Below are 25,961 nucleotides of genomic sequence, written 5' to 3' on the forward strand. Positions count from 1 at the left end.
CCGCGCCGCCCCTCACGCAAAGGGATTCACCCGCGCCTGCACTGCGGCGATCCGCGAGAGCGGGATGATCCGACCCGCGATCTCGACGTAGTCGGCGGCGACCATGTCGGTGCGCCCGCGGATCGTCCTGCCCGTCGCCCGCAGCTCGACGACGATCTCCTCATGCCAGGCGGCCAGACGCCGCAGCGCCGACCCCATGCCGAGCCTCTCCAGCGGCCCCGCCCCGTGGTCGTGCCGACGGGATCCGGTCCGCAGCTCGTAGAGACAGGCCAGTGACACGATCGTCACCTCCGTCCCGGCGATGACGCAGATCCCGGCACCGAGGAAGACCGCCGTCCCCGTGATCTCCCGACTCTCGGTCGTCACCCTGACCTCCTCCCCGAGGCTGCCGCGCAGGCGCTCGAGGAGCGTCCGCTCGGCGGCCTGCATCGCGAGCTCATCGGAGAACTCGCCGCGTCGGGCATGGCGCTCGCGCCATGTGTGCATGGCTTCGAGGTCATCGAGGAAGGCGTCGATCCGCTCGTCCATATCGTGAAGCTTGCCCGAGTCCCGCGATGTCCGCAAGAGACTGAGCTAACTACAGTGTCGTAGTTCGACGAATACTATTGACATCAAATACAGTCAAACTGCATGATTGCTGAACATTCAAGCTTAAGGATGTTCACAATGTATCTCATCGGCCTCTGTGCCATCTCCTGGCTGTCTCTGCTCGGCGGCTTCGCCTCTCTGTGGGTGGCCCTCACCCAGCCGTGGACGGTCAGTGACCTCGTCGTCCTCACGCTCGCCGGGGCGGCCGTCCTCGCGTTCGCCCGCCTCGGCATCACCGCCCTCCTCGCGCTCGTCATCGCCGTGCTGCCGACCGGTCGTCTGCGGACTCGGCTCAGTGCGGCAGCGGTGCGGCTGGCGCCCCGGATGCTCGCGTCGAGCGTGCTCACCGCCGTCGCCATCGGCTGCGCGGCCCAGAGCGCCGCCGCCCTCGGCAGCAATGACGGTCCGAGCATCGGTGACGATGCGAGGGTCGCCGGAGGCTCGAGCATCGCCGCCGTTCCGAGGACAGCGAGCGTCACCGATCGTTCGGGTGTCGACGGCGGACCCGTGAGCTCCTCGGACCTCCCCGACCCGGGATGGCCGACGACTCCCGGTGCGCCGCTCGACCCGGGATGGCCGACGACCGACCCTGCCGATCCGCCGAACAGCACCGATCCGCCGACGAGCACGGACCCGCCCGACGGTGCGTCCGACACTGCCGATGACACGGACGGCGAGACGCCCGACACCGGCACCCGCGACCCCGACGCCCCTGCCGCGCCCGGCCCGGACGCCTCCACGCCGACGGTGCACATCGTCAGCCGTGGGGAGAGCCTGTGGTCGATCGCCTCCGGTCTCACCGATTCCGATGACGCGCGCGGGACGCTCGTGGCCGCCATCCACTCGGCCAACCGGGACGTCATCGGCGCCGACCCCGATCTCATCATGCCCGGACAGCGATTGGAGATCCCCTCATGAGCGCACCCCTCGTCCTCACGCGCCCGGCTCGCACGGCTGCCCCGGCCACGCGGCTGACCCGCAGCACTCCTGGTGCGACTCCCCCGCGGCCGATGCCGCCGGACGATGACGGCGAACGGATCGCCGCGACGGCGACGTCTCTGGCGATCGCGTGCCTCGAGATCTTCTCCGGGGTGCGTCGCAGCGACACGATCGCCCGCTGGGTCGACAAGGAGCTGCTCGAGAAGATCGATCGGCGTGCTCAGCTGCGAGCGGAGATCGCCCCGACGAGACCGGTCCGCGACCATGCCGCCGAACGCACCCTCACTGCCGGGCGCTCCCGCGTGTGCCGCGTCGCCGAGACCGTCGCCGAGGTCACGGTCATGGTCCGCACGCCCGCGCGCTACCGGGCGGTGGCGATCCGCCTCGAACTGCTGACGAACCGCTGGACGATGACGGCGCTGCAGACTATGTGAGACCCGTCAGCGCTTCGCCTTCTTCTTCGCCCGGCGCTGGGCGCGGTTGGCCGGTGCCGGGTCGTCCGCGCTGTCGGCGTCGTCTTCGGTCACCGAGGTGCCGCCGTCCTCCGACGGCGCCGAGAGCTGCATCTTCGGGGTGGTGTGGCGCAGCTCTGCCGCGTCGACCTCGACCTCCGAGTCCTCACCGGATTCGCCCTGCGGCCGGTTGACGGTGACCTCGAGGGTGTCGGTGAGGCGCACGACGTCCTCCTTGATCCCGTCCTGCATCGTCGTGAACATCTCGAAGCCCTCGCGCTGGTACTCCACGAGGGGGTCGCGCTGGGCCATCGCGCGCAGGCCGATGCCGTTCTTGAGGTAGTCCATCTCGTAGAGGTGCTCACGCCAGCGCTTGTCGATGACGGAGAGGACGACACGGCGCTCGAGCTCACGGGTCGCCTCCTCACCGAGATCCTCCTCGCGCTGGGCGTAGAAGACGTCGATGTCGGACTGGATCTCCGCATTGAGGCGGTTCTTCGTGAGGTTGCTCAGCCCGCCGACCTCCTCGGCGAGGTCCTCCTCCGTGATCGAGGGGGTGTAGATCTTGCCGAGCGCCTCGAAGAGCTCGTCGACCTTCCACTCCTCGACCGGGCCGGTCGTCGCGGCCTGGACGTACGCGTCGATGACCTGTTCGCGGAAGCTCGCGACCTGATCGGCGAGGTCCTCGCCGTCGAGGACCTTGCGGCGCTCGTCGTAGATGACGGTGCGCTGGCGGTTGAGGACGTCGTCGTACTTGAGCACGTTCTTGCGCTGCTCGGCGTTGCGCTGCTCGATCTGCGTCTGCGCCGAGAGGATCGCCCGGGTGACCATCTTCGACTCGAGCGGAACGTCGTCGGGCACATTGGCCGTGGCCATGATCCGCTCGGCGGCACCGGAGCCGAAGAGGCGCATGAGGTCGTCGGTGAGCGAAAGGTAGAAGCGGCTCTCCCCCGGGTCGCCCTGACGCCCCGAGCGTCCGCGCAGCTGGTTGTCGATGCGTCGGGACTCGTGGCGTTCGGTGCCGAGGACGTAGAGACCGCCGAGTTCGATGACCTCCTCGGCCTCCGACTCGACCTTCGCCTCCGCCTCGGCGAGGACGTCCTGCCACTGCTTCTCGTACTCCTCGGCGTCCTCGACGGGGTCGAGTCCGCGCTTCTCCATCTCGGCGACGGCGATGAACTCGGCGTTGCCGCCGAGCATGATGTCGGTGCCGCGGCCGGCCATGTTCGTCGCCACGGTGACCGCGCCCTTCCGCCCGGCGAGAGCGACGATCGCCGCCTCACGGGCGTGGTTCTTCGCGTTGAGCACCTCGTGGCGGACACCGCGCTTGGCGAGGTGCTTCGAGAGGTATTCGCTCTTCTCGACGCTCGTCGTGCCGACGAGGACCGGCTGACCGGTCTCGTGGCGCTCGACGATGTCGTCGACGACGGCGTCGAACTTCGCGATCTCGTTCTTGTAGACGAAGTCGGACTGGTCGACGCGCTGCATCGGCTTGTTCGTCGGGATCGGCACGACGCCCAGCTTGTACGTCGACATGAACTCGGCGGCCTCGGTCTCGGCCGTGCCGGTCATGCCCGAGAGCTTGTCGTAGAGGCGGAAGTAGTTCTGCAGGGTGATCGTCGCGAGCGTCTGGTTCTCCGCCTGGACCTTGACGTTCTCCTTCGCCTCGATGGCCTGGTGGAGGCCCTCGTTGTAGCGACGGCCCTTGAGGACGCGACCGGTGTGCTCGTCGACGATGAGCACCTCGCCGTCGAGGAGGACGTAGTCCTTGTCCTTCTTGAACAGCTCCTTCGCGCGGATCGCGTTGTTGAGGAAGCTGATGAGCGGCGTGTTCTCCGCATCGTAGAGGTTGCCGATGCCGAGGTAGTCCTCGACGCGTTCGATGCCGGGTTCGAGCACGCCGACGGTGCGCTTCTTCTCGTCGACCTCGTAGTCGCGGTCGACCTTGAGCCGTTTGACGACCTTCGCGAACTCCTCGTACCAGCGGTTCGCGTCGCCTTCGGCGGGACCGGAGATGATGAGCGGGGTGCGGGCCTCGTCGATGAGGATCGAGTCGACCTCGTCGACGATCGCGAACGAGTGCCCGCGCTGGACGAGCTCCTCGGCCGTCCACGCCATGTTGTCGCGGAGGTAGTCGAAGCCGAACTCGTTGTTCGTCCCATAGGTGATGTCGGCGGCGTACTGCTTGCGGCGCTCGTCCGAGGGCATGTTCGCCTGGATGCAGCCCGTCTCCATGCCGAGGAACCGGAAGACGCGGCCCATGAGCTCGGACTGGTAGGTCGCGAGGTAGTCGTTGACGGTGATGACGTGGACGCCGTTGCCGGTCAGCGCGTTGAGGTACGCCGGCGCGGTGGCCACGAGCGTCTTGCCCTCACCGGTCTTCATCTCCGCGATGTTGCCGAGGTGCAGGGCGGCCCCGCCCATGAGCTGGACGTCGAAGTGGCGCATGCCCAGCGTCCGTCCGGAGGCCTCGCGCACCGCGGCGAAGGCTTCGGGCAGCAGCGAATCGAGCGACTCGCCGTCGGCGACGCGCTTCTTGAACCGGTCGGTCTCCTCGCGCAGCTCGGCGTCGGACATCTCGCTGAACTCATCGGACAGCTGATTGATGGCGTCGGTGTACCGGCGGAGCTTCTTCAGCGTCCGGCCCTCACCGGTGCGCAGAAGCTTCTCGAGGATGTTAGCCACTTCTCTCCTATTCGGCGCGGGGCGCCTGACGACAACTCGAATGACTGTATAGGCCCTAGCTTAATGGCAGGTGAGTCCCGCACACATCCACCGACCCCGCCCCCAGCCACCGTCCCAGCGCGGTGAGTTCGGCGGTGAGCTCGTCCCAGTGCTCCTCCCCCGGCTCCCAGGTCACCTTGAGCGCGCGGAGCACTCCCGCCGGTCCGTCGCGGTGGACGTCGACGCGGGCGACGAGGCGGTCGCCGAGGAGGAACGGCATGACGTAGTACCCGTGCTTCCGCCGGGACGCGGGGGTGTAGATCTCGATGCGGAAGTGGAAGTCGAAAAGCCATTCGATGCGCGGGCGGTGGAAGACGAGCGGGTCGAAGGGGGCGAGCAGGGCTCTGGCCGCCGTCGCCCGCGGGGTCCTCGCCGCATGCCAGCGCAGGGCGGGCGAGCCCGCGACCTCGACCTCGACGAGTTCGCCAGAGGTGAGCAGCGTCTCGATCGCGACGTCGGTCGGGGCGCGCAGCTGTCGGAAGTAGTCGGCGAGGCAGTCCGGGCGCGCGACCCCGAGAGCCCGGGCGGCGATGCGCGTGAGGGCCAGCACGTCGTTGGCCGTCCCGGACACGCCCCGCGGGGGCTTGCCCGCGCCGCTCTGCAGCCCGAGGTCCGGGGCCTCCGGGGTGCCGTAGGCGAGGACCGGTTCGCCGAGGAGGGGGCTGACATCGCGCGGCAGCGCATAGATGCGCTCGAAATGGTCATTGCGTCCCGCGGAGCTCACCGCCCCGGAGACGAAGAGCGCTTCGAGCGCCGACTTCACCTGGCTCGGGTTCCACCCCCAGTGCCCGCGGTGGCGTTCGGGTAGGTCATGGTCGACGAGCTCGGAGACCGACCTGGCGGTCTGCGGTCCGTCCTCGAGCGCCTCGAGGAGGGACCGCTGCAGGGCCCGAAAGGCCGCCCCGGTCTCCGGGTGGCGCTGTCCGTGGTCGATGCGCCACCACTCCGCTCGGCTGCGGGCGAAGTGGCGCCACGTCTCCGGGGGCACGAAGGCCGCCGCGTGCGCCCAGTACTCGGCGCCCATCCGCGGGTCGGAGTAGAGGAGCCGGTCGAGCCGACTGCGGTCATAGGGTCCCAACCGCGAGTAGAAGGGCAGGTAGTGGGAGCGCACGACTCGGGCGACCGAGTCGATCTGCGCCAATCCCATCCGCTCGAACGTCGCCTTGAGATGGCGCGCGGTGACCTGCGGCGGGCGGGGACGGTCGAGACCGGTCGCCGCGATCGCCGTCCGCCGCGCCGCCGCCAGTGACATCGTCTGCATGGCCCCACGATAGGCCACCCCACTGACGCGACCCAGCTCTGCCCGTTCGGCCGAGTCGGATCGGCCGAACGGCTGAGGTCGCCGCCCCCTGCCGCGCGACAGGATGGAGATCCCACAGCGGACCACCCTCCGGTCCGTCCCTCGAACACAGGAAGGACCTCTCATGAAGAAGGTCATCATCGCCCTCACCTCCGTTCTCACCGCGCTGGCAGTCGGCATCGGCGCGCTCTTCTTCTGGGAGTACCGGTCGAAGGCCCAGCTCGAAGCCCAGGTCGAGGACTACCTCGGCGGCTGCGACGTCACCGCCTCGGGCATCGAGGTCCACGGGCGCCCCTACATCCTCTCGGCGATGGCCGAGCGGGCCGAGCTCACCTACGTCGATCTCGCCCCGCAGGCCGGGACGAAGAAGGACCAGCTCATCGTCCACGAGCTCAGCGACGGCCGGGCGGCCCGCGTCTCCCGCTTCGTCACCTTCGACTACCCGCAGGCGGATGCGCGCCCCGTCGAGGACGAAGCCGGGGCGTTCACCGACCAGGCGACGATGGGCGGGAAGACCGTGACGTTCTCCGGCACCGCCGGTGACGGCAAGCTCGAGGTCTTCGCCGACGACCGCAGCATCGGCAGCCTCGACCTGCCGAACGGTGCGACGCTGACCTCGGTGTTCGCCAACAACGACGGCGTCGCCGCGGAGATCGAGTACGCGGACCCGACGTGCGCTCGCGCCTGAGGACCCGACCGCTCGGCGATGACTAGACTCCGAGACATGAAGACCGTCCTGACCTGGCTGTGGCTCGTGCCGGTACCGCTCTGCCTGGGACTCGACATCCTCGCCGCGTTCGGACTGCTCACCGCGCTGACCACGGTGGCCGCCACCGTGGTCAGCGCCGTCGTCCTCATCCGCACCCGGCTGACGACCCGCACGGCAGCCGCGGTCAGCCCGGGCACGGCGCGCCTGCTGCTCATCGTCGTCGCCGTCCTCGTCGCCGCCCAGCTCGTCCTCGTCGTGGGCTCCGGCATCAGCATCACTGTGCTGTGGCTCAGCCTCGTCGTCCTCGCCGTCCTCGGTCGGGTCGCCGTCTCCCCGCTCCAGATCACCGGGCTCGTCGTCCTCGCCGTCGCCGCCGTCCTCGCACCGGGGCTCGCCGCCGGCTTCTCCGCCGGGGACGGCTTCACGTTCGCCTTCGGCGCCTCGACCGGGGTCATCGCCGCCCTCGCCCTCGGCCTGCTCCTGCGGATGGTCGACCGCTCGCTCATCGAACGTCACGCCACCGCCGTCGCCGACGAGCGCCGCCGCATCGCCACCGAACTCCACGACATGGTCGCCCACGAGGTCACCGGCATCGTCGTCCTCTCCCAGGCGGCCGCCCGCAGCGACGACGTCGGCATCCTCCACACGGCGCTGGGCAAGATCGAGGAGTCGGGCACCCGCGCGCTCGAGGAGATCCGCGCCCTCGTCTCGGCCACCCACGACGATGCCGCTGCCGCCCGGACCCCGGTGACGACCGGCCGCCAGGGACTCCTCGATCGGGTCGAGGCCTTCCGCGCGGCCGGGGGCACTGCGGTGACCGTCGACCTCGATGCCTCCCTCGCCGAGGCGGTCCCCGGCCCCGTCTGGGCCGTCCTCGACCGCGTCCTCGTCGAATCCCTGACGAACATCCGCCGGCACGCGGGCACCGCCGTGCCGGTGACGATCGGACTCACCGCCGACGACATCACCGCCGACCGCCTCGGCGCCGTGATCCTCACGATCGCCAACGCACCGGGGGCCGAGGGGATCGGACGCGGCAGCGGCTCCGGTCTCATCGGACTCCGCCACCGGGTCGAGGGCACCGGCGGCACCCTGACCGCCGGTCCCGTCGCCGGCGGCTGGGAGGTCCGCGCCCGCATCCCGCTCACTGCACCGATTCAACCGACCCCGCCGACCCACCCGAAGGAGCCCCGCCGATGATCAGAGTCGCCCTCGTCGATGACCAGGAGATGGTCCGGATGGGCTTCGCGCTCATCCTCGATGCCGACCCCGACATCACCGTCGTCGGGCAGGGTGCTGACGGGGTCGATGCGATCGAGCTGACCAAGCGGGAGCACCCCGACGTCGTCCTCCTCGACATCCGCATGCCCCGCCTCGACGGACTCTCCGCGCTGCCGCGGCTGACCCCCCTGACGAAGGTCATCATGGTGACGACGTTCGACGACGAGGAGTACGTCGATGCCGCCCTCGACCAGGGCGCGAGCGGGTTCCTCCTCAAGGACGCCGGACCCGACCTCCTCATCGCCGGGGTCAAGGCCGCCGTCGACGGGGAGGCCCTCATCTCTCCCGCCCTCACCCTCGCTCTCCTGCGCCGCCGCTCACCGGCCGCGCAGCCGCACGCCGGGCCCGGCCGCGACCGGGTGGAGAGCCTGAGCGAGCGCGAACGCGACGTCGCCGCCCTTGTCGCCACGGGACTGACGAACCAGGAGATCTGTGCCGAGCTCTACATCTCCCTCGGCACCGTCAAGACGCATCTCGGGAACATCCAGACCCGCCTCGGCGCCCGCAATCGCGTCGAGATCGCGGCCCGCATGTGGGAGTCGGGGGCGATGGATCAGCCGAACGGCTGAGGGCGGAGCCGGCGAACCGGTCGCCCGGCCGATGTCTCAGGCCGCTTCCCCGACGAGGATGGAGGCCATGAACTCACACGCACTCACCCCGCCGGTACCCGCTTCCGCGCAGCCGACCGGCGACCAGCTCACCCGTCCCCGCCGGATCGCCGCCCTCGACGTGCTGCGCGGCGTCGCCCTGTGCGGCATCATCTTCGTCAACCTGCCGCCGATGTTCGGACTCAGCTCGGTCGACGGCAGCGGCGACACGCTCCCGTTCTACGCCGCGAGCCAGGACTTCGTCCAGGGCCGGTTCTTCCCGATCTTCTCGATCCTCTTCGGCATCGGCTTCGGCATCATGTGGCACTCCGCCCGCCGACGCAGCCCCCGGCCCCGTCTCGCCCTGCTGCGCCGATTCCTCTTCCTCGGCGCCCTCGGCGCCCTCCACATGCTCCTCCAGCCCGGTGAGGCGCTCCTGCCGTACGCTCTCGCCGCGCTCGTCGTCCTCCTGCCCTCGACGTGGCTGCCCGCCCGCGTCCTCCCGGCGATCACCTCGGGTCTCGGCGCGCTCCTCCTCATCGCCGGAATGGCCACCGGCGGCGGGATGGCGATCATTCCCGGCCTCTTCCTCCTCGGCTTCGCGATCGGCTACACCGACTTCGTCCGCACGGCGCTGGCTCACCCGGGCCGCCTCGCCCTCGTCGGCGGGCTCGCCGCCGCCGTCACCGTCACCGGGTTCCTCACCACGGACTACCTCACCCGCCAGCTCGATCAGTGGATCACCGCGGGCCTGGGGATCACGATGGCTCTGTGCTATGTCATCGTCGTCCTGCTCCTCATGCGCACCCCCGCCGAGTCGGTCCTCCGGGCCGTGTTCGCGCCGCTGGGGCGGATGGCGCTGACGAACTACATCGGCGCCACGCTCCTCCTCGTCGGCGTCCGCTTCCTCGTCCCCGACCTCGCGGCCTTCGACAGCGAGGGCGGCTACGTCGCGGCTGCGGCTGTGTGCACGGCGATCCTCATCGTCCAGATCATCGCCTCCGCCGTGTGGCTGCGGTTCTTCTCGCAGGGCCCGCTCGAGCGTCTGTGGCGCATCGTCACGTGGGGCCCCTCCCGCGCCGAGCGCTGAGCCTCCCGCGCCGAACACTGAACAGCCCACCTCCCGGACATGCGCCGAGGCGGCACTCCCCTTCACGGGGTGTGCCGCCTCGGTAGCGTCGTCGGGTCAGGCGGTGCCTAGTCGGCGACCGTCTCCGGCAGCGCCTCTTCGCTGACGAGGTCCTCGTCGAGGGCGATGACACCGTAGCTCCAGCCCTTGCGGCGGTAGACGACGGAGGGCTTCGACGACTCCTCGTCGATGAAGAGGTAGAAGTCGTGGCCGACGAGCTCCATCCGGTTGAGCGCCTCCTCGATGCCGATCGGCGCCGCCGCGAACGACTTCTCCCGCAGCACCACGGGCGAATCGCCCTCTGCCTTGATCCGGCCGTTCGTCTGGTCGGGGGTCGATGCGGTCGTCTCGGCGTCGGCATCGGCCTCGGTCCCTCCGAGCGGCTCGGCGACGGGCATCTTCGCGAGCGCCTCGGCGGTCGACTCCTTGCGATGACGGCCGACGCGGGACACCTTGTTCCTGTCCCTGGCCCGCCTCAAGCGCTCGACGAGCTTGGCCCACGCGAGGTCGAGGGCGGCGTACTTGTCGCTCGCCATCGCCTCGGCGCGGATGACCGGACCCTTCGCCACCACCGTGAGTTCGACCCGCTCGCTCGTCTCGGGCTGCTTCGTGTTCTTATCGTGAGCGACGTGGACCTCGACACGCTGCGCGCGAGGCGCGAGCTGCTCGACTTTGGCGATCTTGTCTTCGATGTGCGCGCGGAAGCTGTCGGAGATGGTCAGTTGGCGTCCGGTGACAACAATGTCCATGATGGGTCCTTTGGCGACTCGTTCTTCGGATGAATCCGATCCCATTCCCTTGGATGGGTAAACACCGTTATACAGTAAAGGGAGAGACAAATCGAGTGCCCCCGCGACCGAGTCCGATGACTGCGGCAACAGCGGGTCTGACCTGCACCGATGTTAATACTCTTGCGCTTTCGGCCAAGGTCGCGCCGGTGGTCGAGAAATCGTCGACGAGAATGACCGTGGCGGTCTCCGCAGCGATTTCCCGCACCCGCCGGGAGGGCGGATTCGGGATGAGGAATTGCGAGTTCTCCGCATTGTGCGCCCGCTCGTGTGCCCCGAGTCCGACCTGGTCGTGGCGCCTGCGCGCGGCGAGGACGTCGATGACCTCGAGCGACAGGTCCGGAGCGAGCTGCCCGGCCCGCCGGGCGAGGGCGGCGGTGTGCGATCCTCCGCGGCGGCGGAGAGCTGCCTGCGAACTCGGTGCGGGCACGACGCCCACCGGTCCGCCCGGATGACCGACGAGGTCGAGGGCGGCGACGATCGCCCGTGCGAGAGCGAGGGCGAGCGGGTCGAGGACGTCCCGACGGCCGTTGTCCTTGAAATTGACCACCATATGGGACACCCGCGAGTTGTATTCCGAGACCCCGACGACGGGCAGCGTCCCGTACCGCGGCTCCATCGCGCGCGGAACGCCGCCGAGGAGCATGAGGCACGTCGTGCACAGCGAGACGGTCTCCCGCCCGCAGCCGGCGCACCGTCGCGGCAGGAAGAGATCGGAGAACTCGCTCAGCAGCCCCATCGCAGCGACTCAGCCCGGATACGCGGGATCCTTCGCCGTGACGTCGATGAGCTTCTGCCACGCGTTCGAGTTATACGAGTAGATCTCGCCGGCGGTCCCGGTCACGAGGATCGAGCGACCGTCCTCGCCGGCCGCGATCCGGTCGCCGCCGCCGGGCAGCTGGCCGAGCTGCTCGGGCGGACCCGCGACGTGGACCCGGTAGGGCTGGACGGTCTCGCCCGGCAGCTGCGCGAGCACCGCGAGCGAGGTCGACCCGCCCCACGAGATGTCCTGGATCCCGGAGAAGTACGAGCCGACCTGCAGCGGGGCGTCGGAGAGGGAGGCGGCGGGGTTGCCCGCCCGGTCGCGCGGGATGCCGACGACGTCGATGCGCTCGGGCTGATCGCCCTGCCGGCTGAGCACCGCCAGCCTGGTGCCGTCCCGGGAGACCTCGAGATCGAGCAGGGTGCGACCGGAGAGGAAGTCCGCGGCGACGGTGTAGACCTGATCGTCGCGGCCGACCGCCGTGATCTCGCCCTTGTTGTCGCGCTCGCCCGTCCAGATCGAGTTGAACCGGTCGATGCTCGGCCCGACGAGCGACGACCCGTTGAGCACGGTGCGCGACTCCGAGGAGTCCGCGCGCAGCCGCTTGAGGTGCTGCCCGTCGTCCTCGAGGTACGCGTAGATCGAGTCGTCGAAGGACACGGCCGGGTCGCTGGCCTTGGCATCGCTGAGGTCGGGGCTGTTCTCCGCCCGGGCCACCGTGGTGCCGGAGATCCGCGAGATCCGGTTGTTCGCGATGACGACCGGCGGCCCGTCGACCTGGACGGAGGAGTCCGTCTTCGGCTGCAGGCTCTCGGACACGACCTGACCGCCGATCGTCAGCTCGACGCTCGAGACCGAGGGGATGGCCCGCAGCGTCGAGGCGATCTGCTGCCGGATGAGGCCCTTCTCCCGGTCCGTCGGCGCCGGGGTGAGATTGCCGAGGGAGACGTTGGCGACGCCGTTCTCGATCGTCACGACGTTCGAGTCGTTGAGCTTCGCCCCGTCGGGGGCCGCCGTGATGACGGCCCCGGCGAGGTAGGGCGCGGGCCCGGTGAGGAGTTCGTTGATGATCGCCGTCGGGGTCGACGACGAGCGCAGGAACCACCGGGAGTCGGGCACGAGGTAGGAGAAGTCAGAGGTGAAGAACTCGAGCGAGTAGCTGAGGAAGATCGTGCGGAACGTCGTCGGGGTGACGAGCAGGCCGTCGGGGGCCGAGGAGATCCGCCATTCCCCGTTCTCCTGGCGCAGCGAGAACTCGAGGTTCGAGCGGGTGTCCGGGGTCGCCGAGGAGAAGATCCCCGAGGAGTCGACGATGCCGACGACGGGAGCTGACATCGTCAGCGTCTTCTGGTCGGAGGTGACCTCGTAGTTGAGCGAGTCGAGGTCGGTGTCGCCGGGCAGCACGGACACCGAGGCGAGCGGGTTCCACTCCTGGGCCTCCGCCTCGGTGAGGAACGACTTCGCGACGGCGAAGTTGTTGCCGGTCCCGGCGCCGGCGGCGAGGAACCCGCGGACGATCTCCCCGACGCTGTCACCGGGCTTCGGCCCGTCCGGGGTCCGCGCGCTGCCGGCGGCGGCCTCGTTCGATGCCGCCGGGAGGTGTCCGACGGGCGAGGTCGTGGGAATCGAGGAGCACGCGGTCAGGGCGAGGCTCGCGCAGACGGCGAGGACGATCGTGACCACGCGCATCCGGGCTGTCGACGGTCTCATGAGCTTCCCTTCTGCAGTTCGCTCTCCTCCGCCTCGGCGGGTTCGCTGCGGTCGGGGACCGCCTCGGCGAGATCGGCTTCGACGACGATGGGGATCGACCCGGTCTGGATCCGCACCGAGCCGTCGGAGGACATCGGGCCGGCGACGAGCGCGGAGCCGCGGATCTGCGCGTCCCGCGGCGGCAGCGGCAGCGGCGACGAGGTGATCTCCTGGTCGGGACGGCGCGGCAGCGTCAGCCGGAAGCACGAGCCCTCCCCCGGGTTGCCCCACACCTGGAGCCAGCCGCTGTGGAGGTGGGCGTCCTCGAGCGAGATCGCCAGGCCGAGGCCGGACCCGCCGAGGGTGCGCTTGCGGGCGGGGTCGGCGCGCCAGAACCGGTCGAAGACGTGCTCGACCTGCTCCTCATTCATGCCCACGCCGTGGTCGCGCACGCTCACGGCCACCGCCTCGGCGTTCGAGGCGACGTAGACGTCGATCGGCTTGCCCTCCCCGTGCTCGATGGCGTTGACGACGAGGTTGCGGATGATCCGCGTGATCCGCACCCGGTCGACCTCGGCCATGACCGGTGAGGACGGGGCATGGACGACGATGTGCGTCGACATCTGGTCGGCGATCATCGAGACGGTCTCGACGACGGAGGTGACGATCGCGCCGACGTCGACGGGTTTGGCGACCAGCGCTGCGGCCCCGGCGTCGTAGCGGGAGATCTCGAGGAGGTCGGAGAGGAGGGCGTCGAAGCGCTCGGCCTGCGAGTTGAGCAGCTCGGCGCTGCGGGCAGTCACCGGATCGAGGTCGTCGCGCGCATCGTAGATGAGGTCGGCGGCGGCGCGGATCGTCGCGAGCGGGGTCCGCAGCTCATGGGAGACGTCGGAGACGAACTGCCGCTGCAGCACCGAGAGCCGCTCCATCTGCTGGATCTGGTGCTGGAGGGTGTCGGCCATGTCGTTGAAGCTCTCCCCGAGCACCGCGATCTCGTCGTTGCCGTGGACGGGCATGCGCTCGTCGAGGTCGCCGTCGGCGATGAGGCGGGCCACCTCCGCACCGGTGCGCACCGGGGTGACGACGAGGCGGGTGACGATCCACGCGACCGCACCGACGAGGACGACGAGGACGAGGGCGGCGACGAGCATCGACCGCTGGACGAAGTCGAGGGTGTTCTGCTGTTCGGTCAGATCGCCGAGGTAGTAGAGCTGGAACTGCCCGGCGCCGGGGACCGTGAGCTCCTGCGTGATGAGCAGGCCCGGCCCCTGCCCGCCCGGCAGGCTCACCGACTGGTAGAGCATGTCATCGGTCGGCGCCTGCCCGATCGCCTCCCGCAGGTCCGAGCTCACCGGCATCTCCGCCGCCGACTCGGCTGAGGAGTCCATGCCGACGCTGATCGTCGAGAACGACGAGTTCGGGTCCCGCGGCTGCAGGGTGAGCGCGTAGACCGAACCGGTCGAGCGGTTGAAGATCGAGGAGAGCTGGGAGGACAGGTTCTCCTGGGTCACGGCCTGCCCGTCGGCGGGGGCGACGCTGCGCAGTTCGGCGACGATCGTCGCCGCCTGCTTCGACAGGGAGTCGAGCCGGTTGTCGAAGAGCCCGCGGGAGATCTGCTGGGACATGTACGTGCCGACACCGAAGATCGCCACCGAGGTGAGGATGACGGTGAGGACGACGATCCGCACCTGCAGGGAGTAGCTGAACGACCGGCGGATGAACGCCCAGAGGCTCGTGAGTCCGTTCGCTGTGGTGCGGAGGGCTCCGCGCACGGCGGAGGTGGGGTTCACGCCGCTCGGCCCGCCTTGTACCCGACCCCGCGGACGGTGACGATGATGTCCGGCTTCTCCGGATCGCGTTCGATCTTCGATCGCAGGCGCTGGACGTGGACGTTGACGAGCCGGGTGTCGGCGGCATGCCGGTAGCCCCACACCTCTTCGAGCAGGGTCTCACGCGAGAACACCTGCCAGGGCTTGCGGGCGAGGGCGACGAGAAGGTCGAATTCGAGCGGGGTCAGCGAGATCGGCGCCCCGCCCTTCGTCACGGTGTGACCGGCGACGTCGACGACGACATCGCCGACGGTGAGCAGTTCGGGGGCCTGCGGCTCGGAGATGCGCAGGCGCGCCCGCACCCGGGCGATGAGCTCCTTGGGCTTGAACGGCTTGGGCACGTAGTCGTCGGCGCCGGATTCGAGACCGAGGACGACGTCGACGGTGTCCGACTTCGCGGTGAGCATGATGATCGGCACCGAGGAGACGTCGCGGATCTCCCGGCAGACCTCGAGCCCGTCCTTGCCGGGCAGCATGAGATCGAGGAGCACGAGGTCGGGTCCCACCTTCTGGAACTCGTCGAAGGCCTGGTCGCCGGTCGCGGCGAAGAAGGGTTCGAAGCCCTCACTTTTGAGCACGATTCCGATCATCTCGGCCAGAGCCGTGTCATCATCAACTACGAGGATACGAGCGTTCATACCTCCATTGTCGCTTAAAGTCATGTGAAGTTTCGACCGGGACACCCGGTGTCGGCCATCCGTGGCAGGATTGTCTGCAATGGGACGAACGAACGCATGGACTTCGCAGGTCGACTGGCAAACCGGCCGGTGGCAGCCCCGCAGTCCGTCTCCGGGGCATTCGCCGTGGCGACCGCCGCTTCCCCGCGGCATCCTCCCCAAGCGTCCCCTGACGTTCTTCGAGGTCCTCGACACCGGCTTCCGCCTGCTCCGCTTCATCCCGTCCCTGGCCATCGGCGCCCCCCTCATCGTCGTCACCCTCGGCACGCTGGCGCTGACCGCGGCGGGCACGGCGCTGACGCTGACCTTCCTGCCGTTCCTCGCCGACGTCATGGCCGACGACGAGGCGATGTCGGGCTTCGCGCTGCTGGCGCAGCTCGGGTCGTTCGTCCTCGGCCTCCTCAGCCTCGGGTTCGTCCACTTCCTCGCCGGTCTGCTCGCCCCCGGAGCCGAGAACTCCTTCGGGGCGCGGCGGACGACGCTGACGGCGGCCTGGCGCGCCCTGACCGGACGCCGCCTCAGGCTCGTCGGGGCGGCCCTGCTCATCACCGGCATCGACACCGTGCTGCTGGCGCTGCTCGCCGGCCCCGCCGTGGCCGCCGGCCTCCTCGGCGCCCCGATCATCGGCGGTGTCATCGGACTCCTCCTCCTCGGCGTCTGGGTGCTCGCCGTCGTCTGGCTCAACCTGCGCCTGGCCTTCACCGGTGCGGCGATCGCCGCCGAGGACGCAGGCATCGGCGGCGCACTCGCCCGCTCGTGGCGGCTGACCGGCAGCGGCTTCTGGCGCACCCTCGGCCAGCTCGGACTCGGGTACCTGCTGGCCAATCAGCTCATCCAGCTCGTCATCTCGCCCTTCGTCTTCGTCGTCACCATCGTCCTCACCGCGGTCCTCTCGACCTCCGGCGGGGACCTTGCGGTGATGGCGGCGATCGCGATCACCGCAGGTGCCGTCGTCCTCGCGCTCACCGCGGTCTCCTCCGCCGTCCTCTACGGCTACTTCTCCTGCCTCGTGTGCGTGAGCTACTTCGATGCCCGGATGCGCAGCGAGGGCTTCGACCTCGTCGTCATCCGCACCGAGGAGGCGGCCGCGTCATGATCCCGCCCATCGTCGCCGCCGCCTCCGGGGTCATCGACCGTGACACCGGTCGCGAATGGCTCAACCGCGAACTCAGCCGCAGCGAGTATGCGGAGAACGACCTCACACCGCTCGAACAGCTCGGGCGCTGGCTCGGCGATGTCTGGGCCGCGCTCCTCTCCGCGGCGCTGGGAGGGAAATCGCCGTGGCTGCTCCTCCTCGTCGTCGCGGCAGTCGCGGTGCTCATCGGACTCATCGTCTGGCGGGTGCGGCGCCTCGGTCTGCGGCGGGCCCGGATGCCCTTGGCGGCCTTCGACGCCGTCGTGACCTCCCCGCGCCCCGAACCGTGGCGGGAGAGCGCCCGAGCCGCCCACGAGCGCGGCGATCATCGGACCGCGGTCATCGACGAGGCCCGGGCGATCTTCGCCGTCCTCGGCCTCAAGCACGTCATCGACCTCGAAGCCGCCCAGACGGCGAATGAGATCACCCGCGTCGCCGGCACTGCCCTGCCCGCGCACGCGACCGCCCTGCGGCGGGTCTCACGCGTCTTCGACGACCTCATGTTCGGACCCGACGACGAGCTCGGGCCGACCGACCTCGCCGGCGTCTACGCCGAGTTCCTCGCCCTCGACGCCGAGCTCGACGCCCTCCCCGCCCACCGCGGCGCACCCGCCCGGAGCGGCGACCCCTCCCGGACCCTGACCGCCGAGGCGGGACGACGATGAGCGCGGCGATCGATGTCGCCACCCGCGGCACCGTGAGCACCGCGGTCGTGCCGTTGAGCGCCCGGCTGCGCTCGGCCGGGGTGTGGATCGTCGGCGCCGTCGTCGTCCTCATCACCGTCATCGCCACGCTGCTCATGACCAGTGACCGCGCCCCGGAGGACCCGCTCCACTACGACGGGGTGGGCCGGGAGGGGATGAAGGCCCTCGTCGAGACCCTGCGCGACCACGGCACCGAGGTGGTGACGACCGAGAGCCTCGATGCCGCCCGGGAGGCGAGTGCCCGACCCGACACGACGCTGCTCATCCCCGCCGGTGCCGACGTGCTCAGTCCCGGGGACGTCGACGGGCTGACCTCGGCCCTGCGCGAGGAGGGCAACCGGCTCGTCCTCGTCGACCCCGGCATCAGCCTCGGCGCGTTCACCGATCGGCTCACCACCGCCGTCTCCGATTCCCCGCTGGCCGATCCCGATCCCGTGTCCGCGCCTGCGTGTCGGATTCCCGCAGCCGTGGCGGCCGGCGACGTGAGCACGGGTGAGAGCCTCTACGCGGCCGTCGAGCCCGGCGACCCTCAGATCCGCATCTGCTACCCGCAGACCGGACCCGGAATCATCGCGGACCCGGATGACCCCGCCGGGCAGCTCGTCGTCGACGACGGCGGCGACGTCCCCCTCACGGTCCTCGGCAACGGCAGCTGGCTGAGCAACGGCGAGATCGACGAGGACGGCAATGCGGCGCTGTCCCTCTCGACGCTGTCGCAGACTCCGAACCTCGTCGTCTACTACCCGCGGGAGGGCACCGATGTCGCTCCTCCCCCGTCGACGATCGACTTCGTGCCCAGCTGGTTCCTCGCCGGCGCAGCCTGGCTCGTCCCCTGCCTCCTCGTTCTCCTCCTCGTCCTCGGGCGCCGCTTCGGACCGCTCGCCGTCGAACGCCTGCCCGTCGTCGTGCCTGCTGTCGAGACCGTCTTCGGCCGGGCGGCACTGGCTGAGCGCAGTCGCGACCGCGCCGGGGCCCTCCATGCGCTGCGCACCGCGGCGCTGCTGCGCATCGCCGCGCGACTCGCGCTCGGTCCCGAGGTCGGCCGCGACGTCCTCCTCACCCGGGTCGCCGGCGCCACAGGTCGCGATCCCACGCAGGTGACCTGGGCGTTCGCCACCGCCGCCCCCGCCACCGACCGCGAACTCACCGAGGTCGTCGACCTCATCGACACGATCGAAAGCGAGATCCCATGACCAGCAGCCACCCTGCGCGCCCCTCGACTCCCCCGGGTGTGCCTCCGGCCGCGCCGGGGCCGGACACCCCGAACGACCACCTGGCCGCCAACGGCCAGGCCACCGCCGGCCGGGCGCCGGCGGACGCTCCTGTCGGCCGGGCACCGTCCGAGGCTCCCGCCGACCCGCTCGCGGCGGCCTTCGCCGCGGTGCGGGGTGAGATCGGCAAGGCCGTCGTCGGACAGGACGACGCGGTCACCGGTCTGCTGCTCGCCCTGCTGTGCCAGGGCCATGTGCTCCTCGAAGGCGTGCCCGGGGTGGCGAAGACCCTGCTCGTGCGCAGCTTCGCGACGGCCGTCGACCTCGACCACACGCGCATCCAGTTCACCCCCGACCTCATGCCCTCCGACGTCACCGGGTCGCTCGTCTTCGACGCGGCCACCTCGGACTTCGAGTTCCGCAGCGGGCCCGTCTTCACGAACGTCCTCATCGCCGATGAGATCAACCGGACTCCGCCGAAGACGCAGTCGGCCCTTCTCGAGGCGATGGAGGAGCATCAGGTCTCCGTCGGCGGCCGCTCCCGGGCCCTGCCCGAGCCGTTCATCGTCGCCGCCACCCAGAACCCCCTCGAGTACGAGGGGACCTACCCGCTGCCGGAGGCCCAGCTCGACCGGTTCCTCTTCAAGCTCGTCCTCACCCTGCCCGACCGCGACCGCGAGTTCGAGATCCTCGACCGGCACGCCCACGGCTTCGACGCCGGCCGCCTCGACGTCGCGGGGCTGCGCCCCGTGCTCGACCGCGACATGATCGCCCGTGCCCGGCAGGCGGTGGCGACCGTCCACATCGCACCGGAGATCATCACGTACATCGTCGATCTCGCCCGCGCCACCCGGCAGGCGCCGTCCCTGGCCCTCGGCGTCTCACCCCGCGGGGCGACGCGGATGCTCGCCGCCGCTCGCGCCCTGGCCTGGCTGGCCGGTCGCGACTACGTCACCCCCGACGATGTGAAGTTCCTCGTGCCGATGACCTTGGGCCACCGGGTCATCCTCCGCCCGGAGGCGCAGATGGACGGACTGAGCGTCGGCCAGGTCCTCGACTCGATCGTCGCGACCACTGAGGTCCCCCGCTGAATGACCTCCCGTCTGCTCCTCCTCACCCTCCTCGGGATCGTGCCGGTCATGCTCGTCCCGGGGTGGACGAGCGCGCTCATCGTCGCCGGGGTCATCGCCGTCGTCGCCTTCGTCGACTGGCGGCTCGCTCCCGCCCCGCGCCTCATCGGCCTCCAGCGCACGCCGGGGCCGATGGTCCGCCTCGGCGAGGACACCACGGCCACGCTCACCCTCGTCAACGATTCGCCCCGGCGGATCCGGCTCTCGGTGCGCGACGCGTGGGCCCCGAGCGCCGGTGCCCACAGCACCCGAACCGCGCTCACCCTCGATCCCGGTGAGACGCGGGAGATCACGACCGTCTTCACGCCCCGCAGGCGCGGTGCCCTCGCCGCCGATCAGGTGACGCTGCGCACGGCGACGGCCCTCGGCCTCGTCCGGCGGCAGCGAAGCTTCGACGTCCCCGCCGCGATCCGGGTCCTCCCGCCGTTCGTCTCCCGTCGGGAGCTGCCGTCGAAGATGCAGAAGCTGCGGGAGCTCGAAGGGCGGTCCGCGGTGATGATCCGCGGCATGGGCACCGAGTTCGACTCCCTGCGCGACTACGTCGACGGCGACGACGTCCGGTCGATCGACTGGCGGGCCAGCGCCCGCGCCCAGGACCTCATCGTCAAGACGTGGCGCCCGGAGCGCGATCGCCGGGTCGTCATCGTCGTCGACTCCTCGCGGCTCGCGGCCCGCCGCAGCGGCGCGGGCACGGTCTTCGACGCCGCCCTCGAATCCGCGCTCCTGCTCACGGCGCTGGCCGCCGGGGCCGGGGACCGCGTCGACGTCATCGTCGCCGATGCCCGGGTGCGCGCGACCGCCTCGAGCCACCGCTCCTCCGACCCGGTCCACGACCTCTCCGTCGCGCTCACTCCCGTCCACCCCGAGCTCTACGACGCCGACTGGGAGCAGATCGCCGGCAGCGTGCTCGCGACCTCGCGGCAGCACGCCCTCGTCGTCGTCATCACCGCCCTCGACGAGGCGACCGTGGCCGAGGAGATCCTCCCCGTCCTCCCGACCCTGATGAGCCGTCACCGCGTCGTCGTCGCCTCCGTCGCCGACCCCGACCTGAACGACCTCGCCGCGCGCCGCGGCGACGCCACCGAGGTCTACACCGCTGCCGCGGCCGCCGCCGAGCTCCTCACGGTGGAGGCCCTGCGTGCCCGGCTGCGCGGGATCGGCGTCGATTCGGTCGCAGCGACCCCCGAACACCTGCCCGGAGCCCTCGCCGACCTCTACATCGGACTCAAGGCCACCGGCAGGCTCTGAGCCGCAGATACACTGTTGCCCACCGCCGCGGCGCGGGGCTGCCCCATCGCCTCGGCGACTGACTGCCATGCTGCCTCGGCGCGGGACCAGCCCACCGCTGCGGCGCGGTCACCGGTCGGTGGCGACGATCGCGTAGCCGGCCTCATGGTCCTCGAGGTCCGCCGAGAGCCCCGCCCGGGCGGCCCTCCTCCCGAGCGTTCCCGCATAGACGACGATGGCGGCCGTGTAGGCGACGCCGATCGCGATCTTCAGCGCGGGCGGCAGCGGATTGGGCGTGACGAAGCCCTCGATGAGTCCCGAGAGGAAGAGCATGATGACGAGCCCCCCGGCGACGACGAGGAGGGAGCGGGCCTCCCGGGCGAGCTTCGTGCGGCGCAGCTGCGGACCGGGGATCACCCAGGCGAAGAAGAGCCGCAGGCCGGCGGCCGCGGCGAGCAGGATGCAGCTGATCTCCGGGATGCCGTGGGGAAGGATGTAGAGGAAGAAGTCGGCGCCGCGGTCGAACTCGAACATCATCGCCCCCGAGAAGCCGACGTTGACGGCGTTGAGGAACAGTCCCTGGAGGACGAAGACGCCGGTGACGCCGAGGAGGACGAACTGCACGGCGATCCACGCGTTGTTCGTCCACACGCCGATGGCGAAGAAGCCGTTGGGGTTCTCCTTGTAGTACTCGACGAAGTCCTGTTCGGCGAACTGCCGGCGGTACTCGTAGTCGCCGAACGTGTCGAGGACCTCCGGGTGGGTGCCGGCCCACACCCCGGCGAGCACCGAGGCGGCGAGGAAGGCGAGGGCGATGACGACGAAGTCCCAGCGCAGCCGGTAGATCGACAGCGGAAGTGCGATGGCGAAGTAGCGGGCGATACCGGACAGACCGCCGGCCGGCACCGACGAGAGGTGGTTCCGCGCCCGGTGGACGATCGCCGAGAGCCGGGCCGCCTCGAGCGAGTCGGGGGCGACCGTCATGATCTGGGAGAGATCCTTCGACGCCGCCCGGTAGAGGTCGAGGAAGCGCTGAGCCTGCGCCGGATCGAGCCGATTGCGCTTCGCGAGATCCGCGAGCTCCCGCCACTTCTCACCGTGCATCTCGGCCAGCAGGTTCGGATCCATGCCTCCACCCTAGACGATCGGGCCCGGCACGAGTCTGTGCCGCGGGCGACCGCCTCGGTGTGCCAGGATGGTGGGGTGAGCACTCTCGTGACCGGCGAAGCCGTCGAACTCAGCGTCCAGCCGGCGGCCCTGGCCGCCCGGGCGCTCAGCTGCGCCATCGACTGGCTCCTCTACACCCTGGTCAACATCGGTCTGCTCATCGGCATGTTCTGGCTGCTTCTGCGGATCCTCGAGGTCAACACCCTCATCCTCGGATCGGTGATGACGATCATGAGCATCAGCGTCTTCGTCCTCCTGCCGATGCTCGTCGAGGTGCTCACGAAGGGCCGGTCGGTCGGCAAGCTCATCCTCGGTCTGCGCATCGTCCGCGACGACGGCGGGGCGATCCGGGTTCGGCACGCCGTCATCCGAGCGCTCCTGTGGCCCTTCGAGGTGCTCGCGACCGGCGGCGGGCTCGCCGCGCTCTCCGGTCTCGTCTCGCCGCAGACCAAGCGCCTCGGCGACTATCTGGCCGGGACGCTCGCGGTGAGCGAGCGCACGAGCCCGCCCCCGCCGGTCACCACCCACGTCGCCCCGCAGCTCGCCCACTGGCTGAGCGAGACCGATGTCTCCGCGGTGCCGACGGGACTGCACCGGCGCATCGTCGCGTTCCTCGCGATCGCCCCGAACCTCGGGCACGAGTCACGGTGGCAGCGGGCCGTCGAACTCGCCACGGAGCTCAATCCCCATGTCGCCCCCGCCCCGCCGGAGGGCACCCTGCCCGAGCAGTTCCTCTCCGCGATCGCCCACCGGCAGCGGTTGACCGAAGCCGCGAAACAGCAGCGCCGAGGTGTCCAGGCACAGCAGTTCCGCGCCGGCATCGACCATCTGCCGCACGGCCTGCGGCTGCGGTCCGGGACCGCGCAGGGAGATCACCGCGGCTGACGACACCCCGAAGGCGGCTGACGTCCGCCCCTGAAGAGGCCGCGTCGTCGCCGCCCGGCTCCCTTCCGGTGCCCGGCGTCTCAGTACCGGTAGTGGTCGGGTTTGAAGGGTCCGGCGACGTCGACGCCGATGTACTCGGCCTGCTCCTTCGTCAGTTCGCTCAGGCGCGCACCGAGGGCGGGCAGATGGAGGCGGGCCACCTTCTCGTCGAGCTCCTTCGCCAGCCGGTGGACCGCGTTGTCGTAGTCGGAGGCCGAGGCCCACAGTTCGATCTGGGCGAGCACCTGGTTGCTGAACGAGGCGCTCATGACGAACGACGGGTGGCCCGTGGCATTGCCGAGGTTGAGCAGGCGGCCCTCGGAGAGGACGAGGATCTCCGTCGTCTCCCGGTCGAGTCCGAGCTCGGCGGGCACGGGCACCGTCCACTGGTGGACCTGCGGCTTGATCTCGATCGTCGACACCCCGGGCAGGCGGCGCAGGCCGGCGAGGTCGATCTCGTCGTCGAAGTGCCCGACGTTGCCGACGATCGCCCCGGGCTTGAGCCGCTGGAGCGTCTCGACGCCGACGACCCGGGTGTTGCCGGTCGTCGTGATGACGATGTCGGCCTCGGCGGCCACCTCGTCGAGGAGGGCGACCTGGTAGCCGTCCATCGTCGCCTGAAGAGCGCAGATGGGGTCGATCTCCGTGACGACGACACGCGCACCCTGACCGCGCAGCGCCTCGGCGGCGCCCTTGCCGACGTCGCCGTAGCCGACGACGACGGCGATCTTGCCGCCGATGAGCACGTCGGTGGCGCGGTTGAGCCCGTCGGGCAGGGAATGGCGGATGCCGTAGCGGTTGTCGAACTTCGACTTCGTCACTGAGTCGTTGACGTTGATCGCGGGGAACGGCAGCTCCCCGGCCTCGGCGAGGCGGTAGAGCCGGTTGACTCCGGTCGTCGTCTCCTCGCTCACCCCGCGGATGCCGGCGGCCAGCGCGGTGAAGCGCCCGGGTGCCGCGGTCATCGCGGATTCGAGCTGGGCGAGGAACGCCTTGTACTCCTCGGGGTCGTCCTCGTCCGCGCTCGGCACGCGCCCGGCCGCTTCGGCCGCGGCGCCCTGCAGGACGTACATCGTCGCGTCCCCGCCGTCGTCGAGGATGAGGTTGGGTCCCTCGGCGAAGTCGAAGATCCGGTCGGCGGCCCACCAGTACTCCGGCAGGGACTCGCCCTTCCACGCGAAGACGGGCACACCCTCGGGGGACTCGGGGGTGCCGTGTCCGACGACGACGGCCGCAGCGGCCTCGTCCTGGGTCGAGAAGATGTTGCAGCTCGCCCAGCGCACCTGCGCGCCGAGGGCGACGAGCGTTTCGATGAGCACGGCCGTCTGCACCGTCATGTGGAGGCTGCCGGCGATGCGGGCCCCGGCCAGCGGTGCCTGTTCCGCGTACTCCTCGCGCAGGGCCATGAGGCCGGGCATCTCGCGTTCGGCGAGCCGGATCTGATGGCGACCCGCCTCGGCGAGACTGAGATCGGCGACCTGGAAGTCGGTGGGTTCGAGCACGGGGCCTCCTTGTGCGGTGGGGTGTCGGTGCAGCTGAGAGTCGGTGCGGCTGCGGGTCGGTGCGGCAGGCTCAGGCGGCCCGGCCGGAGACGATGACGGTGGCGAGGTCGGTGAGTTCGCGCACGCGCGCCTCGTCGGGCGCTTCGACGTTGAGCCGCACGAGCGGTTCGGTGTTCGACTTGCGCAGGTTGACCCACCAGTCCTCGCCCTGCAGGCTGATCCCGTCGAGATCCTCGATGCGCCCGGGACCGAAGTCGGCGGCGGCCGCGGCGAAGGCGGCGAGGACGGCATCGGGGTCGGCGACGGTGAAGTTGATCTCCCCCGACTGGCGGTAGGTGTCGTAGGCGGCGACGAGGCTCGAGGCCTGGCCGCCGGCGGTGGCGAGAGCGGTGATGAGGTGACAGGCGGCGAGCATGCCCGAATCCGCGCCGTAGAACTCCTCGAAGTAGAAGTGCGCGGAGTGCTCGCATGCGAAGACCGCGCTCTCCTCGCGCATCAGGGTCTTGATGCCGGAGTGGCCGACCTTCGAGCGGATCGCACGACCGCCGGCGGCGGCGATCGCCTCGGGGACGCTGCGGGAGGTGATGAGGTTGTGGATGACCGCGGGCGTCTCGACGCCGGCGGCCCGGGCGCGGGCGATCTCGCGTTCGGCGACGAGGGCGCCGACGGCCGAGGCCGACAGCGTCGCCCCGGTCTCGTCGATGAAGAAGCACCGGTCGGCGTCGCCGTCGAAGGCGAGCCCGAGGTCGGCGTCGTACTCGACGACCGCCCTTTGGACGTCGACGAGGTTCTCGGGTTTGAGGGGGTTGGCCTCGTGGTTGGGGAACGTCCCGTCGAGCTCGGTGTAGAGGCCGATGACGTCGAGGTCGAGCTCGGGCAGTCCCGCGGCGGTGCCGAAGACCTCGTCGAGGAGACGACCGGCCATGCCGTTGCCGCAGTCGACGACGACGCGCAGACCGCGCACCGCGTCGACGTGGGTGAGCTCACGGATGCGCTGGGCATAGCTGCTCCGCATCGTCGCCGCCGCGCTCTCGTCGACGGGCACCTGGGCGGCGTCCGTATCGGGCGCCGGGGCGTCGGGGGCGAGGTCGCGGATCCGTCCGAGTCCGGAGTCGAGGCTGACTCCGCCGGCGCGGGGTCCGCAGATCTTGATCCCGTTGTAGTCGGCGGGATTGTGGCTGGCGGTGATCATCGCCCCGGGCAGGTCGAAGATCCCGGAGGCGTAGTAGAGCTGGTCGGTCGAGCAGAGGCCGAGGAGGACCGGGCACCGGCCCGCGGCGGCGATGCCCGCGGCGAAGGCCCCGGCGAATCCCGGGGAGCTCGGGCGCATGTCATGGCCGACGACGACCTCGGTGCTGCCGTGGATCTCCGCCATCGCGGTCGCCGTGGCCCAGCCGAGGGCGAAGAGGATGTCATCGTCGAGTTCGTCGGGGATCCTCCCGCGGATGTCGTAGGCGCCGACGGCGGTGGCCAGGGCGCGGGCACGGGAGGCGGGGAGGGTCATGG

The 25,961-nt window shown here is 70.3% G+C and carries 23 protein-coding genes; 12 read left to right on the forward strand and 11 right to left on the reverse strand.

Annotated elements, in window-relative coordinates:
* Window positions 1–12: 12 nt before the first annotated feature.
* Window positions 13–528: a hypothetical protein gene (locus tag J9315_RS11010; protein WP_211977881.1), complete on the reverse strand. Its 516-nt coding sequence runs from the start codon at window positions 526–528 to the stop codon at window positions 13–15.
* A gap of 138 nt (window positions 529–666) precedes the next feature.
* On the opposite strand from J9315_RS11010, the gene J9315_RS11015 reads away from it, so the two are divergent.
* Both J9315_RS11015 and J9315_RS11020 read left to right on the forward strand, forming a co-directional pair.
* Window positions 667–1,506, forward strand: a complete 840-nt coding sequence (locus J9315_RS11015) for a LysM domain-containing protein (RefSeq protein ID WP_211977882.1) — start codon at window positions 667–669, stop codon at window positions 1,504–1,506.
* On the forward strand, window positions 1,503–1,961 hold the full coding sequence (locus J9315_RS11020) for an Rv3235 family protein (protein ID WP_211977883.1): 459 nt from the start codon (window positions 1,503–1,505) through the stop codon (window positions 1,959–1,961). The genes J9315_RS11015 and J9315_RS11020 overlap by 4 nt, the downstream gene beginning before the upstream one ends.
* Before the next feature lie 6 nt (window positions 1,962–1,967).
* Here the strand turns inward: J9315_RS11020 and secA are convergent, their stop codons facing one another.
* Both secA and J9315_RS11030 read right to left on the reverse strand, forming a co-directional pair.
* Window positions 1,968–4,664 carry a preprotein translocase subunit SecA gene (secA, locus tag J9315_RS11025; RefSeq protein ID WP_211977884.1) on the reverse strand — a complete coding sequence of 899 codons (2,697 nt, stop codon included), beginning with the start codon at window positions 4,662–4,664 and terminating at the stop codon, window positions 1,968–1,970.
* 55 nt (window positions 4,665–4,719) lie between these two features.
* Window positions 4,720–5,964, reverse strand: coding sequence for a crosslink repair DNA glycosylase YcaQ family protein (locus J9315_RS11030; RefSeq protein WP_332839522.1), 1,245 nt, complete (start codon window positions 5,962–5,964; stop codon window positions 4,720–4,722).
* Window positions 5,965–6,127: 163 nt separating this feature from the next.
* On the opposite strand from J9315_RS11030, the gene J9315_RS11035 reads away from it, so the two are divergent.
* The 4 genes from J9315_RS11035 (at window position 6,128) to J9315_RS11050 (ending at window position 9,670) form a co-directional block, all read left to right on the forward strand.
* Window positions 6,128–6,691 carry a hypothetical protein gene (locus J9315_RS11035; protein ID WP_198498402.1) on the forward strand — a complete coding sequence of 188 codons (564 nt, stop codon included), beginning with the start codon at window positions 6,128–6,130 and terminating at the stop codon, window positions 6,689–6,691.
* Window positions 6,692–6,727: 36 nt separating this feature from the next.
* On the forward strand, window positions 6,728–7,912 hold the full coding sequence (locus J9315_RS11040) for a histidine kinase (protein WP_198498401.1): 1,185 nt from the start codon (window positions 6,728–6,730) through the stop codon (window positions 7,910–7,912).
* Complete coding sequence (locus tag J9315_RS11045; protein ID WP_198498400.1) at window positions 7,909–8,562, forward strand: response regulator transcription factor; 654 nt, start codon at window positions 7,909–7,911, stop codon at window positions 8,560–8,562. Before J9315_RS11040 ends, J9315_RS11045 begins: the two co-directional genes overlap by 4 nt.
* Before the next feature lie 67 nt (window positions 8,563–8,629).
* Window positions 8,630–9,670 carry a DUF418 domain-containing protein gene (locus J9315_RS11050; RefSeq protein ID WP_198498399.1) on the forward strand — a complete coding sequence of 347 codons (1,041 nt, stop codon included), beginning with the start codon at window positions 8,630–8,632 and terminating at the stop codon, window positions 9,668–9,670.
* A gap of 107 nt (window positions 9,671–9,777) precedes the next feature.
* Here J9315_RS11050 and raiA read toward each other — a convergent pair whose 3' ends face one another.
* From raiA to mtrA, 5 genes are all read right to left on the reverse strand, one after another.
* Window positions 9,778–10,458: a ribosome-associated translation inhibitor RaiA gene (gene raiA, locus J9315_RS11055; protein WP_198498398.1), complete on the reverse strand. Its 681-nt coding sequence runs from the start codon at window positions 10,456–10,458 to the stop codon at window positions 9,778–9,780.
* A gap of 67 nt (window positions 10,459–10,525) precedes the next feature.
* The gene (locus tag J9315_RS11060) at window positions 10,526–11,236 is read right to left on the reverse strand and encodes a ComF family protein (protein ID WP_198498397.1); all 711 of its coding nucleotides are present in this window, start codon (window positions 11,234–11,236) and stop codon (window positions 10,526–10,528) included.
* A gap of 9 nt (window positions 11,237–11,245) precedes the next feature.
* Complete coding sequence (locus J9315_RS11065) at window positions 11,246–12,970, reverse strand: LpqB family beta-propeller domain-containing protein (protein ID WP_198498396.1); 1,725 nt, start codon at window positions 12,968–12,970, stop codon at window positions 11,246–11,248.
* Window positions 12,967–14,739, reverse strand: a complete 1,773-nt coding sequence (gene mtrB / locus J9315_RS11070) for an MtrAB system histidine kinase MtrB (protein ID WP_249120889.1) — start codon at window positions 14,737–14,739, stop codon at window positions 12,967–12,969. The genes J9315_RS11065 and mtrB overlap by 4 nt, the downstream gene beginning before the upstream one ends.
* Window positions 14,736–15,416, reverse strand: coding sequence for an MtrAB system response regulator MtrA (gene mtrA / locus J9315_RS11075; protein WP_198498395.1), 681 nt, complete (start codon window positions 15,414–15,416; stop codon window positions 14,736–14,738). Before mtrA ends, mtrB begins: the two co-directional genes overlap by 4 nt.
* 79 nt (window positions 15,417–15,495) lie before the next feature.
* Between mtrA and J9315_RS11080 the strand changes: the two genes are divergently transcribed.
* The 5 genes from J9315_RS11080 to J9315_RS11100 are packed head-to-tail and all read left to right on the forward strand — an operon-like array spanning window position 15,496 to window position 20,883.
* On the forward strand, window positions 15,496–16,551 hold the full coding sequence (locus J9315_RS11080) for a hypothetical protein (RefSeq protein ID WP_198498394.1): 1,056 nt from the start codon (window positions 15,496–15,498) through the stop codon (window positions 16,549–16,551).
* Window positions 16,548–17,255, forward strand: coding sequence for a DUF4129 domain-containing protein (locus J9315_RS11085; RefSeq protein ID WP_198498393.1), 708 nt, complete (start codon window positions 16,548–16,550; stop codon window positions 17,253–17,255). Before J9315_RS11080 ends, J9315_RS11085 begins: the two co-directional genes overlap by 4 nt.
* Window positions 17,252–18,487, forward strand: coding sequence for a DUF4350 domain-containing protein (locus tag J9315_RS11090; protein ID WP_198498392.1), 1,236 nt, complete (start codon window positions 17,252–17,254; stop codon window positions 18,485–18,487). Before J9315_RS11085 ends, J9315_RS11090 begins: the two co-directional genes overlap by 4 nt.
* A complete protein-coding gene (locus J9315_RS11095) occupies window positions 18,484–19,596 on the forward strand; it encodes a MoxR family ATPase (RefSeq protein WP_198498391.1) in 1,113 nt (370 codons plus the stop codon). Before J9315_RS11090 ends, J9315_RS11095 begins: the two co-directional genes overlap by 4 nt.
* Window positions 19,597–20,883, forward strand: a complete 1,287-nt coding sequence (locus J9315_RS11100) for a DUF58 domain-containing protein (protein ID WP_198498390.1) — start codon at window positions 19,597–19,599, stop codon at window positions 20,881–20,883.
* A gap of 108 nt (window positions 20,884–20,991) precedes the next feature.
* Here the strand turns inward: J9315_RS11100 and J9315_RS11105 are convergent, their stop codons facing one another.
* Window positions 20,992–21,990: a stage II sporulation protein M gene (locus J9315_RS11105; protein ID WP_198498389.1), complete on the reverse strand. Its 999-nt coding sequence runs from the start codon at window positions 21,988–21,990 to the stop codon at window positions 20,992–20,994.
* Window positions 21,991–22,065: 75 nt separating this feature from the next.
* Between J9315_RS11105 and J9315_RS11110 the strand changes: the two genes are divergently transcribed.
* Window positions 22,066–22,914, forward strand: coding sequence for an RDD family protein (locus tag J9315_RS11110; protein ID WP_198498388.1), 849 nt, complete (start codon window positions 22,066–22,068; stop codon window positions 22,912–22,914).
* Window positions 22,915–22,994: 80 nt separating this feature from the next.
* Here J9315_RS11110 and ahcY read toward each other — a convergent pair whose 3' ends face one another.
* The gene (gene ahcY / locus J9315_RS11115; RefSeq protein ID WP_198498387.1) at window positions 22,995–24,455 is read right to left on the reverse strand and encodes an adenosylhomocysteinase; all 1,461 of its coding nucleotides are present in this window, start codon (window positions 24,453–24,455) and stop codon (window positions 22,995–22,997) included.
* Between the two features lie 70 nt (window positions 24,456–24,525).
* Window positions 24,526–25,959 (reverse strand): phosphomannomutase/phosphoglucomutase, encoded by a 1,434-nt coding sequence (gene manB / locus J9315_RS11120; protein WP_198498386.1) that lies wholly within the window; start codon window positions 25,957–25,959, stop codon window positions 24,526–24,528.
* Window positions 25,960–25,961 lie beyond the last annotated feature (2 nt).

This window comes from Brevibacterium sp. W7.2 (assembly GCF_018137945.1).
GTDB lineage: Bacteria > Actinomycetota > Actinomycetes > Actinomycetales > Brevibacteriaceae > Brevibacterium > Brevibacterium sanguinis.